This window comes from Streptomyces sp. NPDC037054 (genome assembly GCF_055606745.1).
In genome coordinates this window covers 137,254-154,900 of sequence record NZ_JBVJSJ010000011.1, presented here as the reverse complement: position 1 = coordinate 154,900, position 17,647 = coordinate 137,254, and the positions used below count along the sequence as shown (strand labels likewise).

The window sequence follows — 17,647 nt, the reverse complement described above, 5'->3', positions numbered from 1 at the left end:
GGACATGGTCTCTCTCAGGCGTGAAGGAACCTTGCTCGGAACAGTCGTATGCGGGGATTTCGACCGCACGCGGTTCACGCGCGAAGCACCACCGGAAGCTCATTCAGTCCCCATGTGAAATTCGATCCGTTGTAGCGCGGCTCGCCCTCCAGCGTGATGGCGCTCACCATGGTGCGCAGCGCTCGGAGATACGCCGTGATTTCCAGCCGTGCGAGTCGGCTGCCCAGACATATGTGGCGGCCCGCGCCGAAACTCAGATGCCGGTTTCCGGTGCGTCCGACGTCGAACGTGTCGGGGTCGTCGAACACTTCGGCGTCCCGGTTGGCGGAGCCGATCCATGTCACGACGCGTTGGCCGGGCCCGATCTCGGCGTCGCCGACGCGGACGGTCTCGGTCGTGGTCCGCATGACGTGCATGCCGGGCACCGACCAGCGCAGACCTTCCTCGGTGGCGTCGGCGGGCGTGACCTCTCCCCCGGCGATCCGGCGCCACTGGTCCGGGTGCTCGGCCAGTTGGTGCGTGAGCGAGGCCAGCGTGTACCGGGTGGTCTCGTTCCCGCCGGCCAGCACGCCGCTGAGGTTGAAGACCAGTTCCTCGTCGGTCAGTTGTGTGCCGCTGTCATTTCGGGCGGTGAGGCCGCTGATGAAGTCGTTCTCGGCCGTTCTGCGGTTCTCGCTCACCATGTCGGTGAAATACTTGAAGATCTCACCGTTCGCCATGATGCGCCGGACCTCCGAGGGAGATTCGAACGCCTCGGTGGTCTTCGTCCCGATCCACTCCCAGTCGGTTCGGGGAATTCCCATGATCGCGCAGATGACGTCGGTCGGAATGCGGGCGAGGTGCGTGATGAGATCCGGTTCCGGGTTCCGTACGGCCGTTGCGACGACGTCGGCGACGACCTGGTCCACGTACTCCTCCGCCCTCGCGAGGACCTCGTGGGAGAACGGCTGGATGAGCACCCGCTTCATGCGCGTGTGGTGCGGCGGGTCGGAGACGATGAGCATCTTGTTCGCGACGGCGGCGACGGCGGATTCCGTCGAGCCGAGGCGCATGCCCTTCGTCGAGCTCATCCGCGTGGTGTCCCGGTGCACGGCCACGATGTCGCGGTACGTGGTGACGCTCCAGAAACCCTCCGGTTCTCCGGCGGGGTGCTGCCAGGACACGGGTTCGTTCTCCCGGTACCAGGCGAAGACGTCGTAGAACCCGGTGCCGTCGAACAGGCCGGGCGCGAACAGATCGGGCTTCGACAGGTCGTGCCTCGGAAGGTCGGGCCTCGGAACGTCGGGCTTCGGCAGGTCGGGGGCCGTTGGCTGCCTCATGCGCGCACCGCCGGGCCGGGAACGGTCTCGGACGCGATGTCGGTGAGGATGCCGCGCAGGACGTCCTGGTTCATGAAGGCGTGGTGGTCGGCGTCGATCACTTGATGGCCTCGGTAGTCGGTCGTTCGGTCACGCCACCCGGTCATCTGGACGGTGGTGGCGACGCTGTCGTGGCGCCCCGACACGGACCGCAGCGACGTACGCGTGAGACGGGTGGACGGGGCTTCGTAGCCGGCCATGAGACGCAGGTCCGCGCGCATCGTCGCGGTGGCGTAGCGGGCGAACTCGGAGTCGCGGACCGAGGGGTGCAGCAGGGCCGTCACCTCCTGGTGAGGCGGATCGGCCGCGGGGAACGTGCTCCAGTGCTCCGGCGACCGGGCCGCGGCCACCACCAGCGAACGGGCCGCCGCGCCCTCGGACTCGAGCCTCCGCGCGACCTCGTAGGCGATGACCGCGCCGAGGCTGACGCCGAGGAGGACCAGCGGTCCGCGACGGACGGGGCCTGCCGAGCCGGTGCCGGCGAGGAGTTCGGCGGCCACGCCCTCGACCACCTCGGACAGGTCGTTCGCCGGGGCGTCCGACAACCGGTCCTCGCGGCCCGGCAGTTGCACGCCCACAAGGTGCACGCCGGACGGCAGCACGGGCACCATCGTGTGCAGGCGCAGACAGCCCGCGCCTGCCTGCGGGAACACCGTCACCGTCGTGGACGCGGCCCGGCCCCGACCCCGAGTCTCCTCCCGGGTCCCGCTCCCGGTCTCCCGTATCCCGCTCTCGGTCTCCCGTGCCGCGTCCCCGGCCCTCCCCGTCCCGGCGGCGCCGTCGTCCGCCGTGAACGATCGCAGATACGTCACGCCGCCGCCCTCGTCTCCTCGATCCGGTCCGCCAGCGCCCGGGGCGTCCTGGCCGTGAGGACGTCGGTGATGGACACGGCCGTCTCCAGCTGGAGTTCGAGGCGGGAGGCCAGCTGGGCGGCGAGGAGGGAATGTCCGCCGATGGCGAAGAAGTCGGCGTCCTCGGCGACGCTCTGCCCGAATACGGCGTTCCAGGCGTCCAGGACCGAGCCGAGAACCGCGCCGTGCGGTGCGCCCGCTGCGTCCCCCGCTCCCCCGCACCCGTCCTCGTCCCGCCCGCCGCCGAATGCCTCGGCGTCGCCCAGCTCGGCCACCTCGCGGCGTGAGACCTTGCCGGTCGGTTCGAGCGGTACCTCGGCGATGCGGTGCAGCAGGGTCGGGCACAGTTGGCGCGGCAGTCGCGAGGCGAACGCGTCGGTCAGCCGCTCGCGCAGCTCGGCATCCAGCGGACCGCCCGATGCCGTGCGGAGGCCGAGCGCGAGCGTGCCCGGTTCACCGCGCACGTAGGCCACCGCCCGGTCGACGCCGGGCACCGCGCAGGCGATGCTCTCGATCTCCTCCAGCTCGATGCGGAAGCCGCCTATCTTGACCTGGTTGTCCGTCCTGCCGAGGCAGCTCAACTGCCCGTCGGCGCGCAGCACCCCGCGGTCGCCCGTCCGGAAGTACCTGACTCCGTCCCGGTCGAGGAACCGGTCGGCGCCGGGCCCGTTCGCGCCGACGTATCCGAGCGCGACGCCCGCGCCGCCGATCAGGAGCTCGCCGGTGACGCCCCGGGGGACCTCGTTCAGGTCGGCGTCGACGACCGTGACCGTGCAGCCGGGCAGCGGACGGCCGATCGTGCCGGGGTCGTCGCCGCGCGCGGTGTCGGCCATGGTGGCGGCGATCGTGGCCTCGGTCGGCCCGTAGACGTTGAGGACGCGGTCGGCGCTCTCCCGGAGCCGGGCGACGAGGGAGTCCGGGCAGCGTTCTCCGGCCACCACGGCGACCTCGGCCCTCGGCACCTTCTCCATCGCGGCGTAGAGCGAGGGCGTCATGCAGAGGTTGTCGATGTCCTGCGCGGCCAGGGCGTCTTCGAGCCGCCCGGTGGTCGCGTCGATCGCCACGCAGGTGACGCCGTTGACGAACGGGGTGAGGACCGACCACAGCCAGCCGTCGAAGCCCGGGGAGACGACGCAGACGGCTCGGCTGCCCGGCCGGTAGCCCAGCGATTCGGCGTTGACCAGGAACTGTTCCAGCGCGGCGGACCCGATGCGCACGCCCTTGGGGCGGCCCGTGGTGCCCGAGGTGTAGACGACGTACGCCTCCGACCCGTCCGGGCCACCGGCCCACACCCCGGCTCCCGCCTCCGTCCCGGATTCCGCCCCGGTCCCCGTCCCGGCATCCGCCTTGGCTTCCGTCTCCGAACCGGACGTCTCGACCAGCACGAGCCCCAGCTCCACCGCACTCGGACCGGCCTCCGCCTCCGCCCCCGGCCCCGCCTCAGCCTCCGACGACACCAGTACGCCGCATCCCGCGTCCCGCACGGTCCAGCGCAGGCGTTCGGCCGGGTGCCGCTCGTCGAGGAGGACCGCCGACGAGCCGTTGGCCCAGATCGCCAGCAGGCTGCTGAGCGCGTACCGGGAGCGGCCCGCCATGACGGCGACCCGGTCGCCCGGCCCCGCACCGGCCCGCCGGATGCGGCCGGCCAGGGTCCGTACGGACGCGGCGATCTCCCTCCACGTCAGGCCACTGCCGTCGATGCCCACCGACCCGACGCGGTCGGGGCATTCGGCGGCCCAGCGTTCCAACACCCTCTTCGCCGACGGCACATCGCGCGTGGAAAGCAGCGCTACATCGCGCGCGGAAACAGATCTGGTCACAACAAACTCCCCCTGATTCGCCAGGAATGACTCCCGGCACGTCACCTCGGCTTGGTGGCCCAGAGAATGACGTTCGTGCCGAAGAACTTCTTTCGCCAGCCGATGTCCTGGAAGCCGATGCCCTTCAGGACCTCGGCGACATGCTGGGGCGACTGGAAAGCGAGCGTGCTCGATTCGAGATAGGTGTACGACGACCGGTCACGCGCCACGACCTGGCCCAGCAGTGGAATGAGGACGCGCACGCCCAGTGTCACGACCGGCTTCACCAGGCCGCTGGGAGGACACGTTTCGAGAATGACCACGCGACCGCCGGGCCGGAGAACCCGGTATTGCTCGCGCAGCACGCCGTCCAGGTCCTCGACATTCCGGAGGAGATATCCCTCGGTGATGCCGTCGAAGGACTCGTCCTCGAACGGCAGGCCCGTCGCGTCCGCCTGAAGCCAACGGACGGCGTCCGCCCCGGGTTTGGTCTTGGCGCGGCGCAGCATCTCCTCGGAGAAGTCGGCGCCCGTCACCGTGGCCGCGGGGTACATTCCGGCCGCTTTCAGGGCGATGGCGCCCGTGCCCGTGGCCAGGTCAAGGAGCTGTCCGCCCGCCGGTGGGGCGACGCGTGCGGCCACCTCGCGGCACCACTTGTCATGACGTCCGAGCGTCATCACGAAGTTCATCCGGTCGTAGTACCCGGCGATCTTCTCGAAGATCCCGTGCACGTCGGACCCCTTGCCTCGGGGCATACGGTCAGCTGTCACCTGTCGGGCCTCCTCCACCTGGATTTCTCACGTCGACTCGGCCCCGGCGAGATGGCGACTCGCCCTGGAGTCCCGTCCCGATACGTCCGTCCAGACCATGACCGCCACAGCGAGGATCCCGATCAGCGCCGAGCCGACCGAGGGCCGCCAGCCGAAGAGCAGAAGACCGAGGAAAACGACGGACACATACATGTCCCGTTGGCCGACTCGGTTGTACTCGACCGCAGTTCGGGCCAGGACCATGCCGGCCATGTTACCCACGGCCGGAAGCACCATCAGGCCGACGAAAACCAGCCGGTCGGGTATGTCGCTGAGGAGAACGAGGACCGGGAAGGCGACGTAGACGAGCGTGGTCGCCGCGGCGGCGGCCCAGGCGGCGGACTGTTTCGACGACATGAGTGCGGGAATCGTCCGCAGCCCGGCCGCCTTGTCCCCTTCGTAGTCGGGGACGTTCTTCATGATTCCCTTGGCGAAGTACCAGCAGAACAGGAAGAGTCCGAGAACGACGGGCTGGTAGGAATCGTACTGCGGGATTTCCCACCAGGAGTCGCCGAGCAGTGCGCCCGCGATGTAGGGCTCGGTGACGGCCATCGAGAAGACGGCCATTCCGATGATCGGCCGTCCCTTCAGCCGGAGTCTGGGTGAGGAGTATCCGAGGACGAGGAACGCGCTGAAAATCCACAGGAGGCTCTGCGCGAGCGAGATCATCAGCGACAGCGCGAGCATCAGGGCCAGACCCGCGTACACGATGCGCTGAAGCGTTTCGACACCCGCGGTTTCGACCAGCTTCAGGCGGCCCGGTACGTTCTTCCCGTCCTCGACGAGATCGGTCACCGCGTTGTGGGCGTTGGCGGCCAGAGGTGCGGCGATGTGAATGACGACGCCGAGCAGCACCGTGAAGTCGAGGCGGTGATCCGCGACGGCGGCGCCCACGCAGTAGGCGAGCGGCGAGACGAGCAGCGTGCGAGGACGCACGAGCTCGACTGTCGCGTTGAAACGTGCCAGGCGGCGCATCGGTCAACCTCTCTCATGATGTCGCGGAATCAAGTCGGTCAGATCCTGGTGAGGGTGAGCCCGAAACCCTGGCGCGGCCTGAGGGTGATGAGGGCCTTGGGGTCCGGGCCCGCCGAATCGCGGGGCGAGATCCGGAACTTGGCGACCATGCCCGCCACGAGCATCGCCATTTCCATCATGGCGAATCCCTTGCCGATGCACATGTGGGCTCCGGCGCCGAACGGCAGATACTCGCCCTTTCCGGGGCTGTTGTCGATGAAGCGCTCGGGAAGGAATTCGTCGGGCCGTTCCCAGACCTCCGGATCCCGGTGAATGGCCGCCACGTTGAGCATGACGAGCGCCCCCTCGGGAACTTTCGCCGAGCCGATCAGGGCGTCCTTCTTGGCCTGCCGCGGAATGGTCGGGGACGGCGGGAAGAGGCGCATGGCCTCGTTGATGACGCGTTCCAGGAGGGACCCGCGCTGCGGTGCGCCGTGCCCGGGCCGGCCCGAGGGGCCCGCCGCCTCCTCCCGCACCTGCTGCTGGATGTCCGGGTAGCAGGCCAGGAGGTAGAGGATCCACGTCAGCGCGCTCGCCGTGGTCTCGTAGGCGGCGAGGTACGTGGTGAGGACCTCGTCGCGGACCTCGGTGTCCGTCAGCGGCTCGGCGGCCTCGCCCACGCGGGCCTCCAGCAGGAGGTCCAGCAGGTCGCCGTGGTGGTCGCCGGTGCGGCGCCGCTCGTCGATCAGCCCGTGGACGAGTTCGTCGAGGTTCTTCAGGGTCGCGCCGAACCGGCGGTTGCGCCGGCTCGGCGTACCGACCGGCAGGGAGAACGGGCCGCGCAGCCGGCGCTCGACGAAATCGAGGAGGAAAGAGGCGGTGTGCGGCGTGATGATGTCCGACACGGTGTCGCCGTAGCGGCTGAACATGCACACGGAAACGATGTCCAGGGTGAAGGACAGCATTTCCTCGTGGACGTTCAGATCGGTTCGGTCGCGGCCTTCCCAGCGGTTCGTGCGGTCGGCGACCACGCCGGCCATCTTCTCCCGCATCGTCGCGAGACTCGTGCGGCTGTACATGGGGTGGAGTGCTCTGCGCCGGCGCAGCCAGTTGTCGTGGTCCGGATTGCTGATCAGACCGTCCCCGAGCACCAGCCGCAGCGGATTCTCGCCGCCCGGCTTTCCGAACGTGTGGATGTCGGAAAGGACGACGTCCGCGGCGGCGCTCCGATTGACGAAGACCATGCTCTTGGAGCCGAGGGTGAAGTACGACAGATCGCTTCCGGAGGAGGCGGCGTACTGAATGGCATTCAGCAGGTCGGAGCGCAGTCGCAAAAGGGGACCGACGACCGGAACGCGGACCCGTGGCGCCGTCGGCGCCGCGAGAACTCCGCTGTCGTGCCGTATCCGCCGCGTCGGAAGCGCGCTCGTGACAGGCCCCTCCATTGCCGCTCCCCCTCGGTCAGCCTGAAGCAGGCATGCTGATTTCCCCCCGCCATTGCAGGATCTTCCTACGCTCGGCTTGTCGAGCGGTGCAACAACTTGTCAGGAAGTGGCCAGGGGGGTCCAGGACCGGGCGGTTCCTTTGCAACTACCTGCGAAGCCGGTATTCCGCGGTGAATACGGTGTCGCCTTCGATTTGCGGGAAAGGGATCAGCCGGCCGCCGCGAGCACCAGGGGCAGGACCCGTTCGCTGCCGGCCCGGCGCAGCAGCCGCGCGGCGACCGCGAGGGTCCAGCCGGAGTCGGTGTAGTCGTCGACGAGCAGGACGGGCCCCGGCGCGGCGGCCAGGGCGGCGGCCAGCTCGTCGGAAACGGTGAAGGCGCCCGACAGCGCCCTGAGGCGCTGGGCGGAGTTGCTGCGCCGCACCGCGTGCGCGCCGCCCTCCCCGGTGTACGTCAGGGTGCCGAGGAAGGGCAGGCGCCCGATGTCGGCGATGCCCCGGGCGAGGGAGCCGACGAGTTGCGGGCGGGCGAGGGACGGTACGGCGACCACGCCCACGGGGCGGGCGGTGTCCGGGTCCCGCGTCGCCCAGCCGCCCGGCGAGCGCGCCCAGTCGGCGAGGACGGCGACCGCGGCGCGCAGCACGTCGTCGGGTACGGGGCCGTCGGGGGCGTTCTCCGCCAGGAGCGGGCGCAGCCGGTTGCCCCAGCCGATGTCGGAGAGGCGTCCCAGGGCGCGTCCCGTGGCGCACTGTTCCGTGGCGGGGATGCGGCCCTTGAGGTCGATGCCCAGGGCGGGCATGCCGGTCGGCCACATGCGGCGCGGCTCGACCTCCGTGCCCGGACGGTCGAGTTCCTTCGTCGCGCCGGTCAGGGTCTCCGCCGACACGGAGGGGTCGGCCCAGGCTCCCGCGCAGTTGTCGCAGCGGCCGCAGGGCGCGGCTCCGTCGTCGTCGAGCTGCCGCCGCAGGAACTCCATGCGGCACTCGGAGGTGGTGACGTAGTCCCGCATGGCCTGCTGTTCGGCCGACCGCTGCCGCGCGACCCACGCGTAGCGCTCGGCGTCGTAGGCCCAGTCGGCTCCCGTGGCGGTCCAGCCGCCCTTGACCCGCTTGACCGCGCCGTCGACGTCCAGGACCTTCAGCATCGTCTCCAGGCGGGTGCGCCGCAGGTCCACCACGGCCTCCAGGGCCGGTACGGACAGGGGTCGTCCGGCGTCGGCGAGGGCCGACAGGGTCTGGCGGACCTGTGCCTCGGGCGGGAAGGCGGTGTCGGCGAAGTAGCGCCAGATGGCCTCGTCCTCCTTGCCGGGCAGCAGCAGGACGTCGGCGTGGGCGACGCCGCGCCCGGCACGTCCCACCTGCTGGTAGTAGGCGATCGGGGAGGACGGCGAGCCGAGGTGGACGACGAAGCCGAGGTCGGGCTTGTCGAAGCCCATGCCGAGCGCCGACGTCGCGACGAGTGCCTTGACGCGGTTCTGCAGCAGGTCGGTCTCGGCCTGCAGCCGGTCGGCGTTCTCCGTGCGCCCCGTGTAGGACGCCACCGGGAAGCCGCGCCCGCGCAGGAATGCGGTGGCCTCCTCGGCGGCGGCCACGGTGAGGGCGTAGACGATTCCGGAGCCGGGCAGCTCGTCCAGGTGCTCGGCGAGCCAGGCCAGGCGGTGCGCGGCGTCCGGCAGCCGGACCACGCCCAGGCGCAGGCTCTCGCGGTCGAGCGGGCCGCGCAGCACGAGGGCCTCGCCGGCGCCGGTGCCCAGTTGTTCGGCCACGTCGGCGGTGACGCGCGCGTTGGCGGTCGCCGTCGTGGCCAGCACCGGCACTCCGGGGGCGAGCTCGGCGAGCATGGCCCGCAGCCGGCGGTAGTCGGGGCGGAAGTCGTGGCCCCAGTCGGAGATGCAGTGGGCCTCGTCGACGACCAGCAGACCCGTCGTGGCGGCGAGCTTGGGCAGCAACTGGTCGCGGAAGTCGACGGAGTTGAGGCGTTCGGGGCTGACGAGGAGGACGTCGGTCTCGCCGCGCTCGACCTCCTCGTGGATGGTGTCCCACTCCTCGGGGTTGGCCGAGTTGATGGTGCGCGCGCGGATGCCCGCCCGCGCCGCCGACTCGACCTGGTTGCGCATCAGCGCCAGCAGCGGCGAGACGATCACGGTCGGGCCCGCGCCGCGGCGGCGCAGCAGGGCGGTGGCGACGAAGTACACCGCGGACTTGCCCCAGCCGGTGCGCTGCACCACCAGGGCCCGCCTGCGCTCCTGGACCAGGGCCGACACCGCCTGCCACTGGTCCTCCCGCAGCCGTGCGGCGCCGTCCGCGGCCCCGACGAGTTCGGCGAGGATGGTGTCGGCTTCGGTACGGAGTTCCGGATCGTCCATGCCCCCATGCAACCCGATGGCACGGACAATCAGCCACCTCACGCGGTGTGACCGCCCGTGCCCGCGTGTGGCCCATGGTGGGGGCGTCCGGACGCCGGTCCGGGATGTCAGGCGTCGCCGGGTCGCGCGGTGGGCAGGTATACAGCAGGGATATAAGCGGCGTACCGCTCGATAACGGCCGGTTGCCCCAATTGCTCGTTGCCGCATCCCAGTTCGACAGGAAGAATTGAGGTCCGCTCCCCGCACGGCTCGTCCGTGATCAGGCAGGGCTCAACTGCGGTGCGCGGTCCCCCGAATCCGACCCCGCCCGCAGTGTGGGCGCGTAGCCGAAGGGAGGAACGTGACCTTCGGATTCGCTCCGTCCTCGGCGGCCTCGTTGTCGACGTCCGCCGCCTCCGCCAATCGCGTGCTCGAGCCCGCGGAATGGGCCGCCGCCGGGATCCCGCTGCTGCGCAATCCCCGCGAGGTCGTCAGCGGACTGCACACCCGGCATCGCCCGAGACCCGACACGGCTGTCGTGGCCGTGCTCGACCCGGACGACCGGCTGCGGGCGAGCGCCTCCTTCACGCGGCGGCAGGCGCAGGCCGACGGCTGGATGTTCCGCAACGCCCTGCTCGCGCAGCTGCGCCGGGTCATCCCGCACGATCTGCGCCGTCGCACGCCGGTGCGCACCGCCGTGCTGCTGTACTGCCGTGAGGGCGACGCGCGCTGGACGGAGGAGGACGGCGCGTGGATGTGGGGCCTGCGGGACGCGTGCACACTGCACGGGCTGCGCTGCGGGGCGTACATCACGCTGACCCGGGACGGCTGGCAGGTGCTCGGTGAGGGGCGCGGTGGGCGCCGGCCCAGCGCGGACTCGGCGCCGGAGCCGTTCGCCACGTCCGAGGCACCGCCTCCGCCGCCGCGGACCGGCGGTGTCTCCTCGGACGTGCTGCGCCGCGTGGCGGCGCGCTGAGTCACCTCTCCGACCGCTCGCGGAACCCGGGCGGAACGTTCCGTCCAGGCCCCGCCGCACCCTCGACGCGCGGTTACCGGCTCAGACGCCCGCGCCGAGCACCGCGTTGATGCGCTGCGGGTCGCCGCAGACGATCAGCAGGGCGCCGGCCCGCGAGTGGGCCGCGGCCAGCGCGGTGGCGGCGGACGCCTCCGGGCCGCCGTTGACGGCGACGACGACCACGGGGCGCTCGGCGGCACGGCCCGCGCCGCCGGCGTCCGCGTAGAACACGTCGTCACCGGCGTCGTGCTGAGCCCAGTAGGACTCCTCGCCGAAGGACAGTTCGTGCGCGGCCCACGGGTGGGGGTCGCCGGTGGTGAGCACCAGGATGTCGCCGGGCGCGCGGCCCGAGTCCAGGAGCAGGTCCACGGCCTCCTCGGCGGCGTCGAGGGCACCCTCGACCGACGCCGGGATCAGCTGGATCTGCGGGCCGGCCGAACCGGCGGCTGCGGCCGGTCCCGACGGGCCGGGCTTGGCGGCCGGGACGTCACGCGGGGTGCGCTGCGCCGGCGCGGTGGCCCGCAGGGGGCCGGGGCGGCCGGGCCGCGGCGGGGCCGCGGGACGGGGGCCGGGTACGGGGCGAGGGGTCGGCGCGGTGCGGCCGTTGGCCGGGGTGGCGCGGGGACCCTGGGCACTCTCGTGAATCTGAGGCTCCTCGGGAATGAGAGGCATGAGCTGATGTTTATCAAACGCTGGTGCGGCCGGCGTGGGCGGGTGGCCCCGGGCGCGCGTCGGACCGTCAGAAATCGAAGCCGAGCTGACCCTCGATCTCCGGCGCGCCCGCGGTCACCAGGCGGCGGACCTTCTTGAGGTGCTGCCACCGGGGCAGCGCATCAAGATACGCCCACGACAACCGGTGGTGCGGGGTGGGGCCCCGCTCCTCCAGTGCGGCCTTGTGCACGGGTGACGGATACCCGGCGTTGTCCGCGAAACCGAAGTCTGCATGGTCGACGCCCAATTCGGCCATCATTTTGTCGCGCTGGACCTTGGCGATCACCGAGGCCGCCGCGACCGCCACGCACGACTGGTCGCCCTTGATGACGGTGCGGACCCGCCAGGGAGCGCCGAGGTAGTCGTGCTTCCCGTCGAGGATCACCGCCTCGGGGCGGACCGGCAGGGCATCCAGGGCGCGCACCGCGGCGAGCCGCAGCGCGGCCGTCATCCCCAGGTCGTCGATCTCCTCCGGGGAGGCGTGACCGAGGGCGTACGACGTCACCCACGTCCGCAGTGTCTCGGCGAGTTCCTCGCGGCGTTTGACGGTGAGGAGCTTGGAGTCGGTGAGGCCCTCGGGGGGCCGGCGCAGTCCGGTGATCGCCGCGCAGACGGTGACGGGGCCGGCCCACGCGCCGCGCCCCACCTCGTCGACACCGGCAATGACCTTCGCTCCGGTCGTGGCGCGCAGGGAGCGCTCGACGGTGTGAGTAGGTGGTTCGTACGGCATGGCGCCCTTAGCGTACGCCGCCGGGAACCCGCTGCGACACCCCGGTTCCCCGGGCGGTCCCCGGGGGTTCGGGGCGCGCCGTCAGGGGCCGGACGGGCGGAGCAGCGGGAGCATCAGCCGGTCGATCAGCTCTTCGAGCTCCTGGTCGGTCCATTCGCTGCTGCACATCTTCGAGCGGTACATCATCATGGCCGGGATGGCGTCGAGGACGTAGCTGTTGTCGGCGTCCGGGCGGACCTCTCCCCGGTCGATTCCCCGGACGACGACCTGCCGGATGAGCTGGACGATGGGCTCGACGACCCCGGTGAAGATCACCGCGTGGAAGCGCTCGGCCTGGACCGGATCGCATTCGTGAATGACGGAGCGCAGGGCGAATCCGGAGCGTGAGTACATCGCGTCGCGCGTCTGGACGCACAGCGCCACCAGGTCCTCGCGCACCCCGCCGAGGTCGGGTGCCTCCTCCAGGGGCGGCAGTCCCGCCTTCAGGGCGTCGGCGACGAGGTCCTCCTTGGAGGGCCAGCGCCGGTAGACCGCCGCCTTGCCGGTCTGGGCGCCGGCGGCGACACCCTCCATGGTGAGGCCGTTCCAGCCGACCGTGCTGAGCTGCTCCAACGCGGCGTCGAGGATGGCGCGTTCGAGTACGGCGCCGCGCCGGCGAAGGGAGGCCTGCCGAGCGGGGGCGGCCGTCCAGCGCGAGGTGACCATCGGTGTCTCCAGCTGACGGGGATGCGGATGTGGGGACGGGTGTGGGGACGCGGGGCTCCGCCGGGACGGCGTCGAGGACACGCGGCGCGGCGACAAGTCAAGTGAACGCTTGCGTTCACTAAGAGGGCTCACTACCGTTTGGAGCAGCAGTGAACGCGAGCGTTCACTAAGGCACTCGTGGGGGACTCACAGTGACAACCTCTCCGCTGATACAAGACCGGAAGCCGGGCGCGGCCCGCCGGGACGGGCATCCCGGCATCGCACTCGCCGTCATCGCGGCCTGCCAACTCATGGTGGTACTCGACGCGACGATTGTGAACATCGCGCTCCCGCACATTCAAGACGCTCTCAAGTTCAGCACCACCGACCTGACATGGGTCGTCAGCGCGTACACGCTCACCTTCGGCGGTCTGCTGCTCCTCGGCGGCCGGGCCGGCGACATCCTCGGCCGCCGCCGGGTCTTCCTGACCGGCATCCTCCTGTTCACGCTGGCCTCGCTGCTCAGCGGGCTCGCGCAGGAGCCGTGGCAGCTGCTGGCGGCCCGCGTCCTGCAGGGCGTGGGAGGCGCGATCGCGTCGCCCACGTCACTGGCGCTCATCACCACCACGTTCCCCGAGGGCCCGGAGCGCAACCGGGCCTTCGGCGTGTTCGCCGCCGTCTCCGCGGGCGGCGGCGCCATCGGCCTGCTCGCGGGCGGCATGCTCACCGAGTGGCTCGACTGGCGCTGGGTGCTGTTCGTCAACGTGCCGATCGGCGTGCTGATCGCCGTGCTGACGCCGCTCTACATCACCGAGTCCGAGCGGCACACCGGCCGCTTCGACATCGCGGGCGCGGTGACCTCGACGGCGGGCATGGCCTCGCTGGTCTACGGCTTCATCCGGGCCGCGGACGAGGGCTGGCGGGACTCCCTGACCATCGGTTCGTTCGGGGCGGCCGTCGTGCTGCTGGCGGCGTTCGTGTTCATCGAGACGCGGGCCAGGGAACCGATCACGCCGCTGCGGATGTTCGCCGACCGCAACCGCTCCGGCACGTACGTGATCATGCTGAGCCTGGCCGCCGCGATGTTCGGCATGTTCTTCTACATCGTTCTCTTCGTGCAGAACGTGCTCGGCTACAGCCCCATCCAGGCCGGTCTCGCCTTCCTGCCGGTGACCGTCGTGATCGCGCTCGGCGCGGGTCTGTCGCAGCGGTTCCTGCCGGTGCTCGGCCCCAAGCCGTTCATGGTCGTGGGCTCGACGCTCGCGCTGCTCGGCCTGGCCTGGCAGGCCCTGATCAGCTCCGACAGCTCCTACGTGGGCGGGGTCCTCGGGCCCATGCTCGTGTTCGGCTTCGGCATGGGCCTCAACTTCGTCACGCTCACCATCACGGCGGTCTCCGGCGTCGCCCAGCACGAGGCGGGCGCGGCGTCCGGGCTGCTCAACACCACGCAGCAGGTGGGCGGCTCGCTGGGCCTGTCCATCCTGACGACGGTGTTCGGCACGGCGAGCCGGAACGAGGCGGAGAAGCAGGTGCCGGACTTCCTCGCGAACGCGACGCCGCAGCAGAAGGCGGAGTTCGCGCAGACCCAGCAGCTGCCCGGCCGGTGGGGGCACGAGGTGCTCACGCAGGGCATCTCGACGGGCTTCGTGGCCGCCGCCGCCATGGCCGTGCTGTCGGTGATCGTCGCCGCGGTGGTGATCCGGGTCCGCAAGAGCGATCTGGAGGCCCTGTCCGGGTCGGGGCCGGTCATCGGCTGAGGACCGTGACGGTGGCGGGTCCCCCGAGGGTGTGCGGGGCTCAGCCGGCCGTCGGCGCCCAGCCGGGCAGGCTCTCCGTCCGCTCCAGCCACGGAGCCGGTGGCGCGCCCGCCTTGCCCGAGGCGACCACGCCGCCCACGATCGCGCAGGTCGTGTCCACGTCCCCGCCGGCCTGCGCGGTCGTCCAGAACGCCTGCTCGTAGTCGCCGAGGCGCCGCGCCGCCGACCACAGCGCGAAAGGCACCGTGTCGTGCGCCGTCGTACGCCGTCCGCACCCCAGGACGGCGGCGACGGTGCCCGCGTCGTGGTAGTCGAGCATGTCCACGGCACGCCGGAGGCCCGCGCCCACCGCGCTCTTCTTCGGCACCAGCCCGATGACACCGCCGAGGAGCCCCTCGGCGCTCGGCGGCCCGCCCGGAGCGGCGGCCAGCGCGGCGGCGGCGGCGACGGCCATCGCGCCGACCACGGCCTCGCGGTGCTGGTGCGTGGGGTAGGCGGAGATCTCCGCCTGGTGCGTGGCCTGCTCCGGGTCGTCCGCGTACCAGGCGCCCAGCGGGGCGATCCGCATCGCGGCGCCGTTGCCCCAGGAGCCCTGGCCGTTGAACAGCGCGGCGGACAGCTCGCGCCAGTCGCCGCCCTCGCGGATCCGCCTCAGCAGGCGGTCGACGGCCCGGCCGTAGCCCCGGTCGGCGTCGTGGTGCTCGGCGAACGACTGCGCCAGCGCGTCCTGGTCGACGCGGTGGTGGGCGACGAGGACGGCGACGACCGAGCAGGCCATCGCCGTGTCGTCCGTCCACCGCCAGGGCCCGTCGGGCAGCTCGCGGCGCTTGAGCAGCGGGTAGTGCGCGGGGACGGTGAACTGCGAGCCGAGCGCGTCGCCGACCGACAGACCGCGCAGGGACGCCATGGCACGGTCCAGGCGTACGCCGGGCGCGCCGGGGGCCTCGGACGCGTCAGGTGTCTCGGGGGCCTCGGATGCCTCGGGTGAGGAGTCAGCGGTCATCGCTCTGCCACTCTATCCAGTGATCCCGTACGGCTCCGGATCACGCCAGCGTTCGAACGGCCGGTCAAGCGTGTACTTGCCGTCGTCCCCGAGAACGAGCATCCGCAGTTCCCCGTTCCCCGGGTTGACCAGCGACTCGAACTCGGCGACCGTCCAGTGGAACCACCTCATGCAGAACAGCCGCATGGCCAGACCGTGCGTGACGATCAGGACGTTCGGCGGGTGGTCCGGCGCCTCGAAGCTGCGGAACAGGCTCTCCAGGAAGCCGCCGACCCGGTCGTACACGTCGGCCCCGGACTCTCCTTGCGCGAAGCGGTAGAAGAAGTGCCCGTAGGCGTCCCGGTAGGCCTTCTGGAGCCGGACGTCGTCGCGGTCCTGCCAGTTGCCCCAGTCCTGCTCGCGCAGCCGGGGCTCCTCGCGCACGCGTATCAGCTCGGGGTCGAGGTGGAAGGCGCGCAGCGTCTCGTGCGTGCGGCGGTACGGGGAGACGTACACGCTGACGCGCTCGCGGCCGAACAGCTCGCGCAGGGTCTTGCCGGTGTCCTCGGCCTGCCGCCAACCGCGCTCGGTGAGGGCGAGGGCGTGGTCGGGCTCCCGCTCGTAGACGGAGTCATCGACATTGCCCGTCGACTCGCCGTGCCGGACAAGGACGATGCGCCGTGGTCGTGCCATGCCAGCACACTAATTCGCGCCGGCGGCCGTCGAGCACCTGTACGGGCCCCATACGGCGTAGGTCACACGAATCCTGCACGAGGAACCCTGCACGAGGGCACGCGCGCGGGGGCGCCGGGGCGGTCGGTCCGGGGATCACACCGTCCAGGCGGGCTCCATGTCCACGACGTCGCCGGTGAGGGCCGCGACGTCGGCCTCGGTCTGGGCCCGCAGGGCGAGCCGCTCCACGCGTTCGGTGCGGTACTTCCCGTGCTCGGCCGCCGCGCGCCACATCGACAGGATCAGGTACTCGGGGCCCGGCGCCTCGCCGAACAGCCCGCGGATCATGCCCGGCGAGCCGGCCATCGCCGGGTTCCACACCTTCTCCTGCATGAGGACGAAGTGCTCGGCGCGCTCCTCGTGGACGCGGCACAGCGCGACCCGCAGCAGGTCGGCGTCCGTGAAGCGCGGCTCGAAGCCGGTCTTCACGTCGAAGCGGTAGTCGAACAGCCGCACCTGGGCGTCCTTGAACGTGCCCTGCTGGGCCGTCGCGAGCCGGTCGTGGGAACGCGCCATGAAGGAGTCGTAGAAGGCGCGGCTCTCCCAGAAGGCGAAGATGTGCGCCACGTCGGGCCGCCTCCGGCTCCAGCCACCGCCCTGTCCGCGAAATCCCGGCTCCCCCGGAAGCCCCGCCCATTTCCGCTGCCCCCGTTCGAACCCTCTGCGGTCCACCACGGTGCAGCGACTCCACTTGACCAGCACCGCGCCATCGTAAGGCCACGGAGCGTGGCGCCGGTCACGCTCGGCGGCACCGCTTTCCGGCGCGCGGCCCGGCCCGCGTGGGAGGATGACAATCAGCCCTGGCTGTGCGGCAGTTGGGGAGACGTGCAGAACAGGTACGGGGAAGGGGACAACTGGTGAACGGTCTGGGCAAGGGAATCCGCAAGGTCGAGGTCTCGCTGAAGTGGGATCCGAGTCCGGCGGGGGAACCGCCCGCCGATCTCGACCTGGTCGCCGGGACGTACCTGGCGAGCGATCCGCACGGTGACGCCGACTATCTGGTGCACTTCGACAGCCGCTCCCCCGACGGCACGATCACGCTCAACCGCGACAGCCACGACGGCAAGGGCTTCGGCTGGGACGAGGTCATGACGCTGGAACTCGACCGGCTCGCCACCCGGTACGCGCGCGTGGTCGTCGGCGTCGTCATCCAGCAGCGCGCCGGCGACAAGACGTTCGGCACCGTGTCCAACGTGGCGCTGCGCATCCGGGAGGGCTACACGACGCTGGCCGAGGACGACTTCGCCGGTGTCCGCGGCGCGACGGCGGCGACGGTGGCCGAGTTCGTCCGGGACGACACCGGCGCCTGGGACTTCCGCCCCGGCGTCCACGGCTCCGACACCGACCCGGCCACGTTCACGAGGACCATGGGCACGCTGCGCCACTGACGCGACGGCGCGGGACACGCGGAAAGGGGACCGGCCACCGGGCCGGTCCCCTTCGCGTCACCTCACCACGGGGCGCTCGGCGCCCGGTC

16 protein-coding genes are annotated in these 17,647 nt (G+C 71.3%); 3 read left to right on the top strand and 13 right to left on the bottom strand.

From position 1 onward, the window contains the following. Positions 1–74: 74 nt before the first annotated feature. The 7 genes from ACZ7D7_RS25200 to ACZ7D7_RS25170 form a co-directional block, all read right to left on the bottom strand. Positions 75–1,319 carry a cytochrome P450 gene (locus ACZ7D7_RS25200; RefSeq protein ID WP_470827144.1) on the bottom strand — a complete coding sequence of 415 codons (1,245 nt, stop codon included), beginning with the start codon at positions 1,317–1,319 and terminating at the stop codon, positions 75–77. Continuing rightward, entirely contained in the window at positions 1,316–2,170 is an 855-nt protein-coding gene (locus tag ACZ7D7_RS25195; protein ID WP_470827142.1) for a thioesterase II family protein, read from the bottom strand. The genes ACZ7D7_RS25200 and ACZ7D7_RS25195 overlap by 4 nt, the downstream gene beginning before the upstream one ends. Beyond that, positions 2,167–3,957 (bottom strand): non-ribosomal peptide synthetase, encoded by a 1,791-nt coding sequence (locus ACZ7D7_RS25190; RefSeq protein ID WP_470827141.1) that lies wholly within the window; start codon positions 3,955–3,957, stop codon positions 2,167–2,169. Before ACZ7D7_RS25190 ends, ACZ7D7_RS25195 begins: the two co-directional genes overlap by 4 nt. Before the next feature lie 113 nt (positions 3,958–4,070). Then, the gene (locus ACZ7D7_RS25185; RefSeq protein ID WP_470827140.1) at positions 4,071–4,778 is read right to left on the bottom strand and encodes a ubiquinone/menaquinone biosynthesis methyltransferase; all 708 of its coding nucleotides are present in this window, start codon (positions 4,776–4,778) and stop codon (positions 4,071–4,073) included. A gap of 27 nt (positions 4,779–4,805) precedes the next feature. Further along, the gene (locus ACZ7D7_RS25180; RefSeq protein WP_470827139.1) at positions 4,806–5,792 is read right to left on the bottom strand and encodes a UbiA family prenyltransferase; all 987 of its coding nucleotides are present in this window, start codon (positions 5,790–5,792) and stop codon (positions 4,806–4,808) included. 38 nt (positions 5,793–5,830) lie between these two features. Next, on the bottom strand, positions 5,831–7,216 hold the full coding sequence (locus ACZ7D7_RS25175; protein ID WP_470827138.1) for a cytochrome P450: 1,386 nt from the start codon (positions 7,214–7,216) through the stop codon (positions 5,831–5,833). A gap of 207 nt (positions 7,217–7,423) precedes the next feature. After that, positions 7,424–9,580 carry a RecQ family ATP-dependent DNA helicase gene (locus ACZ7D7_RS25170; RefSeq protein WP_470827137.1) on the bottom strand — a complete coding sequence of 719 codons (2,157 nt, stop codon included), beginning with the start codon at positions 9,578–9,580 and terminating at the stop codon, positions 7,424–7,426. 340 nt (positions 9,581–9,920) lie between these two features. Here ACZ7D7_RS25170 and ACZ7D7_RS25165 point away from each other — a divergent pair, with 340 nt between their 5' ends. Then, positions 9,921–10,535, top strand: coding sequence for a hypothetical protein (locus tag ACZ7D7_RS25165; protein WP_470827135.1), 615 nt, complete (start codon positions 9,921–9,923; stop codon positions 10,533–10,535). A gap of 81 nt (positions 10,536–10,616) precedes the next feature. Here ACZ7D7_RS25165 and ACZ7D7_RS25160 read toward each other — a convergent pair whose 3' ends face one another. From ACZ7D7_RS25160 to ACZ7D7_RS25150, 3 genes are all read right to left on the bottom strand, one after another. Beyond that, on the bottom strand, positions 10,617–11,246 hold the full coding sequence (locus ACZ7D7_RS25160) for a hypothetical protein (protein ID WP_470827133.1): 630 nt from the start codon (positions 11,244–11,246) through the stop codon (positions 10,617–10,619). Positions 11,247–11,313: 67 nt separating this feature from the next. Next, positions 11,314–12,015: a ribonuclease HII gene (locus ACZ7D7_RS25155; RefSeq protein ID WP_470827132.1), complete on the bottom strand. Its 702-nt coding sequence runs from the start codon at positions 12,013–12,015 to the stop codon at positions 11,314–11,316. Positions 12,016–12,096: 81 nt separating this feature from the next. After that, positions 12,097–12,720: a TetR/AcrR family transcriptional regulator gene (locus ACZ7D7_RS25150; RefSeq protein ID WP_470827131.1), complete on the bottom strand. Its 624-nt coding sequence runs from the start codon at positions 12,718–12,720 to the stop codon at positions 12,097–12,099. Between the two features lie 191 nt (positions 12,721–12,911). Between ACZ7D7_RS25150 and ACZ7D7_RS25145 the strand changes: the two genes are divergently transcribed. Next, positions 12,912–14,456, top strand: a complete 1,545-nt coding sequence (locus ACZ7D7_RS25145; RefSeq protein WP_470827130.1) for an MFS transporter — start codon at positions 12,912–12,914, stop codon at positions 14,454–14,456. Between the two features lie 40 nt (positions 14,457–14,496). Here ACZ7D7_RS25145 and ACZ7D7_RS25140 read toward each other — a convergent pair whose 3' ends face one another. From ACZ7D7_RS25140 to ACZ7D7_RS25130, 3 genes are all read right to left on the bottom strand, one after another. Continuing rightward, entirely contained in the window at positions 14,497–15,459 is a 963-nt protein-coding gene (locus ACZ7D7_RS25140) for an ADP-ribosylglycohydrolase family protein (protein WP_470827129.1), read from the bottom strand. A 12-nt stretch (positions 15,460–15,471) separates the two neighbouring features. Then, the gene (locus ACZ7D7_RS25135; protein WP_470827128.1) at positions 15,472–16,131 is read right to left on the bottom strand and encodes a histidine phosphatase family protein; all 660 of its coding nucleotides are present in this window, start codon (positions 16,129–16,131) and stop codon (positions 15,472–15,474) included. Positions 16,132–16,266: 135 nt separating this feature from the next. Then, complete coding sequence (locus tag ACZ7D7_RS25130) at positions 16,267–16,872, bottom strand: YdbC family protein (RefSeq protein ID WP_470827127.1); 606 nt, start codon at positions 16,870–16,872, stop codon at positions 16,267–16,269. Positions 16,873–17,027: 155 nt separating this feature from the next. On the opposite strand from ACZ7D7_RS25130, the gene ACZ7D7_RS25125 reads away from it, so the two are divergent. Then, complete coding sequence (locus ACZ7D7_RS25125) at positions 17,028–17,558, top strand: TerD family protein (protein WP_470827126.1); 531 nt, start codon at positions 17,028–17,030, stop codon at positions 17,556–17,558. Positions 17,559–17,647 lie beyond the last annotated feature (89 nt).

Coding starts and splice junctions, on each gene's coding strand:
- ACZ7D7_RS25175 (WP_470827138.1), bottom strand. CDS start 7,216: ATGGAGGGGCCTGTCACGAGCGCGCTTCCGACGCGGCGGATACGGCAC.
- ACZ7D7_RS25135 (WP_470827128.1), bottom strand. CDS start 16,131: ATGGCACGACCACGGCGCATCGTCCTTGTCCGGCACGGCGAGTCGACG.
- ACZ7D7_RS25150 (WP_470827131.1), bottom strand. CDS start 12,720: ATGGTCACCTCGCGCTGGACGGCCGCCCCCGCTCGGCAGGCCTCCCTT.
- ACZ7D7_RS25200 (WP_470827144.1), bottom strand. CDS start 1,319: ATGAGGCAGCCAACGGCCCCCGACCTGCCGAAGCCCGACGTTCCGAGG.
- ACZ7D7_RS25160 (WP_470827133.1), bottom strand. CDS start 11,246: ATGCCTCTCATTCCCGAGGAGCCTCAGATTCACGAGAGTGCCCAGGGT.
- ACZ7D7_RS25155 (WP_470827132.1), bottom strand. CDS start 12,015: ATGCCGTACGAACCACCTACTCACACCGTCGAGCGCTCCCTGCGCGCC.
- ACZ7D7_RS25170 (WP_470827137.1), bottom strand. CDS start 9,580: ATGGACGATCCGGAACTCCGTACCGAAGCCGACACCATCCTCGCCGAA.
- ACZ7D7_RS25140 (WP_470827129.1), bottom strand. CDS start 15,459: ATGACCGCTGACTCCTCACCCGAGGCATCCGAGGCCCCCGAGACACCT.
- ACZ7D7_RS25180 (WP_470827139.1), bottom strand. CDS start 5,792: ATGCGCCGCCTGGCACGTTTCAACGCGACAGTCGAGCTCGTGCGTCCT.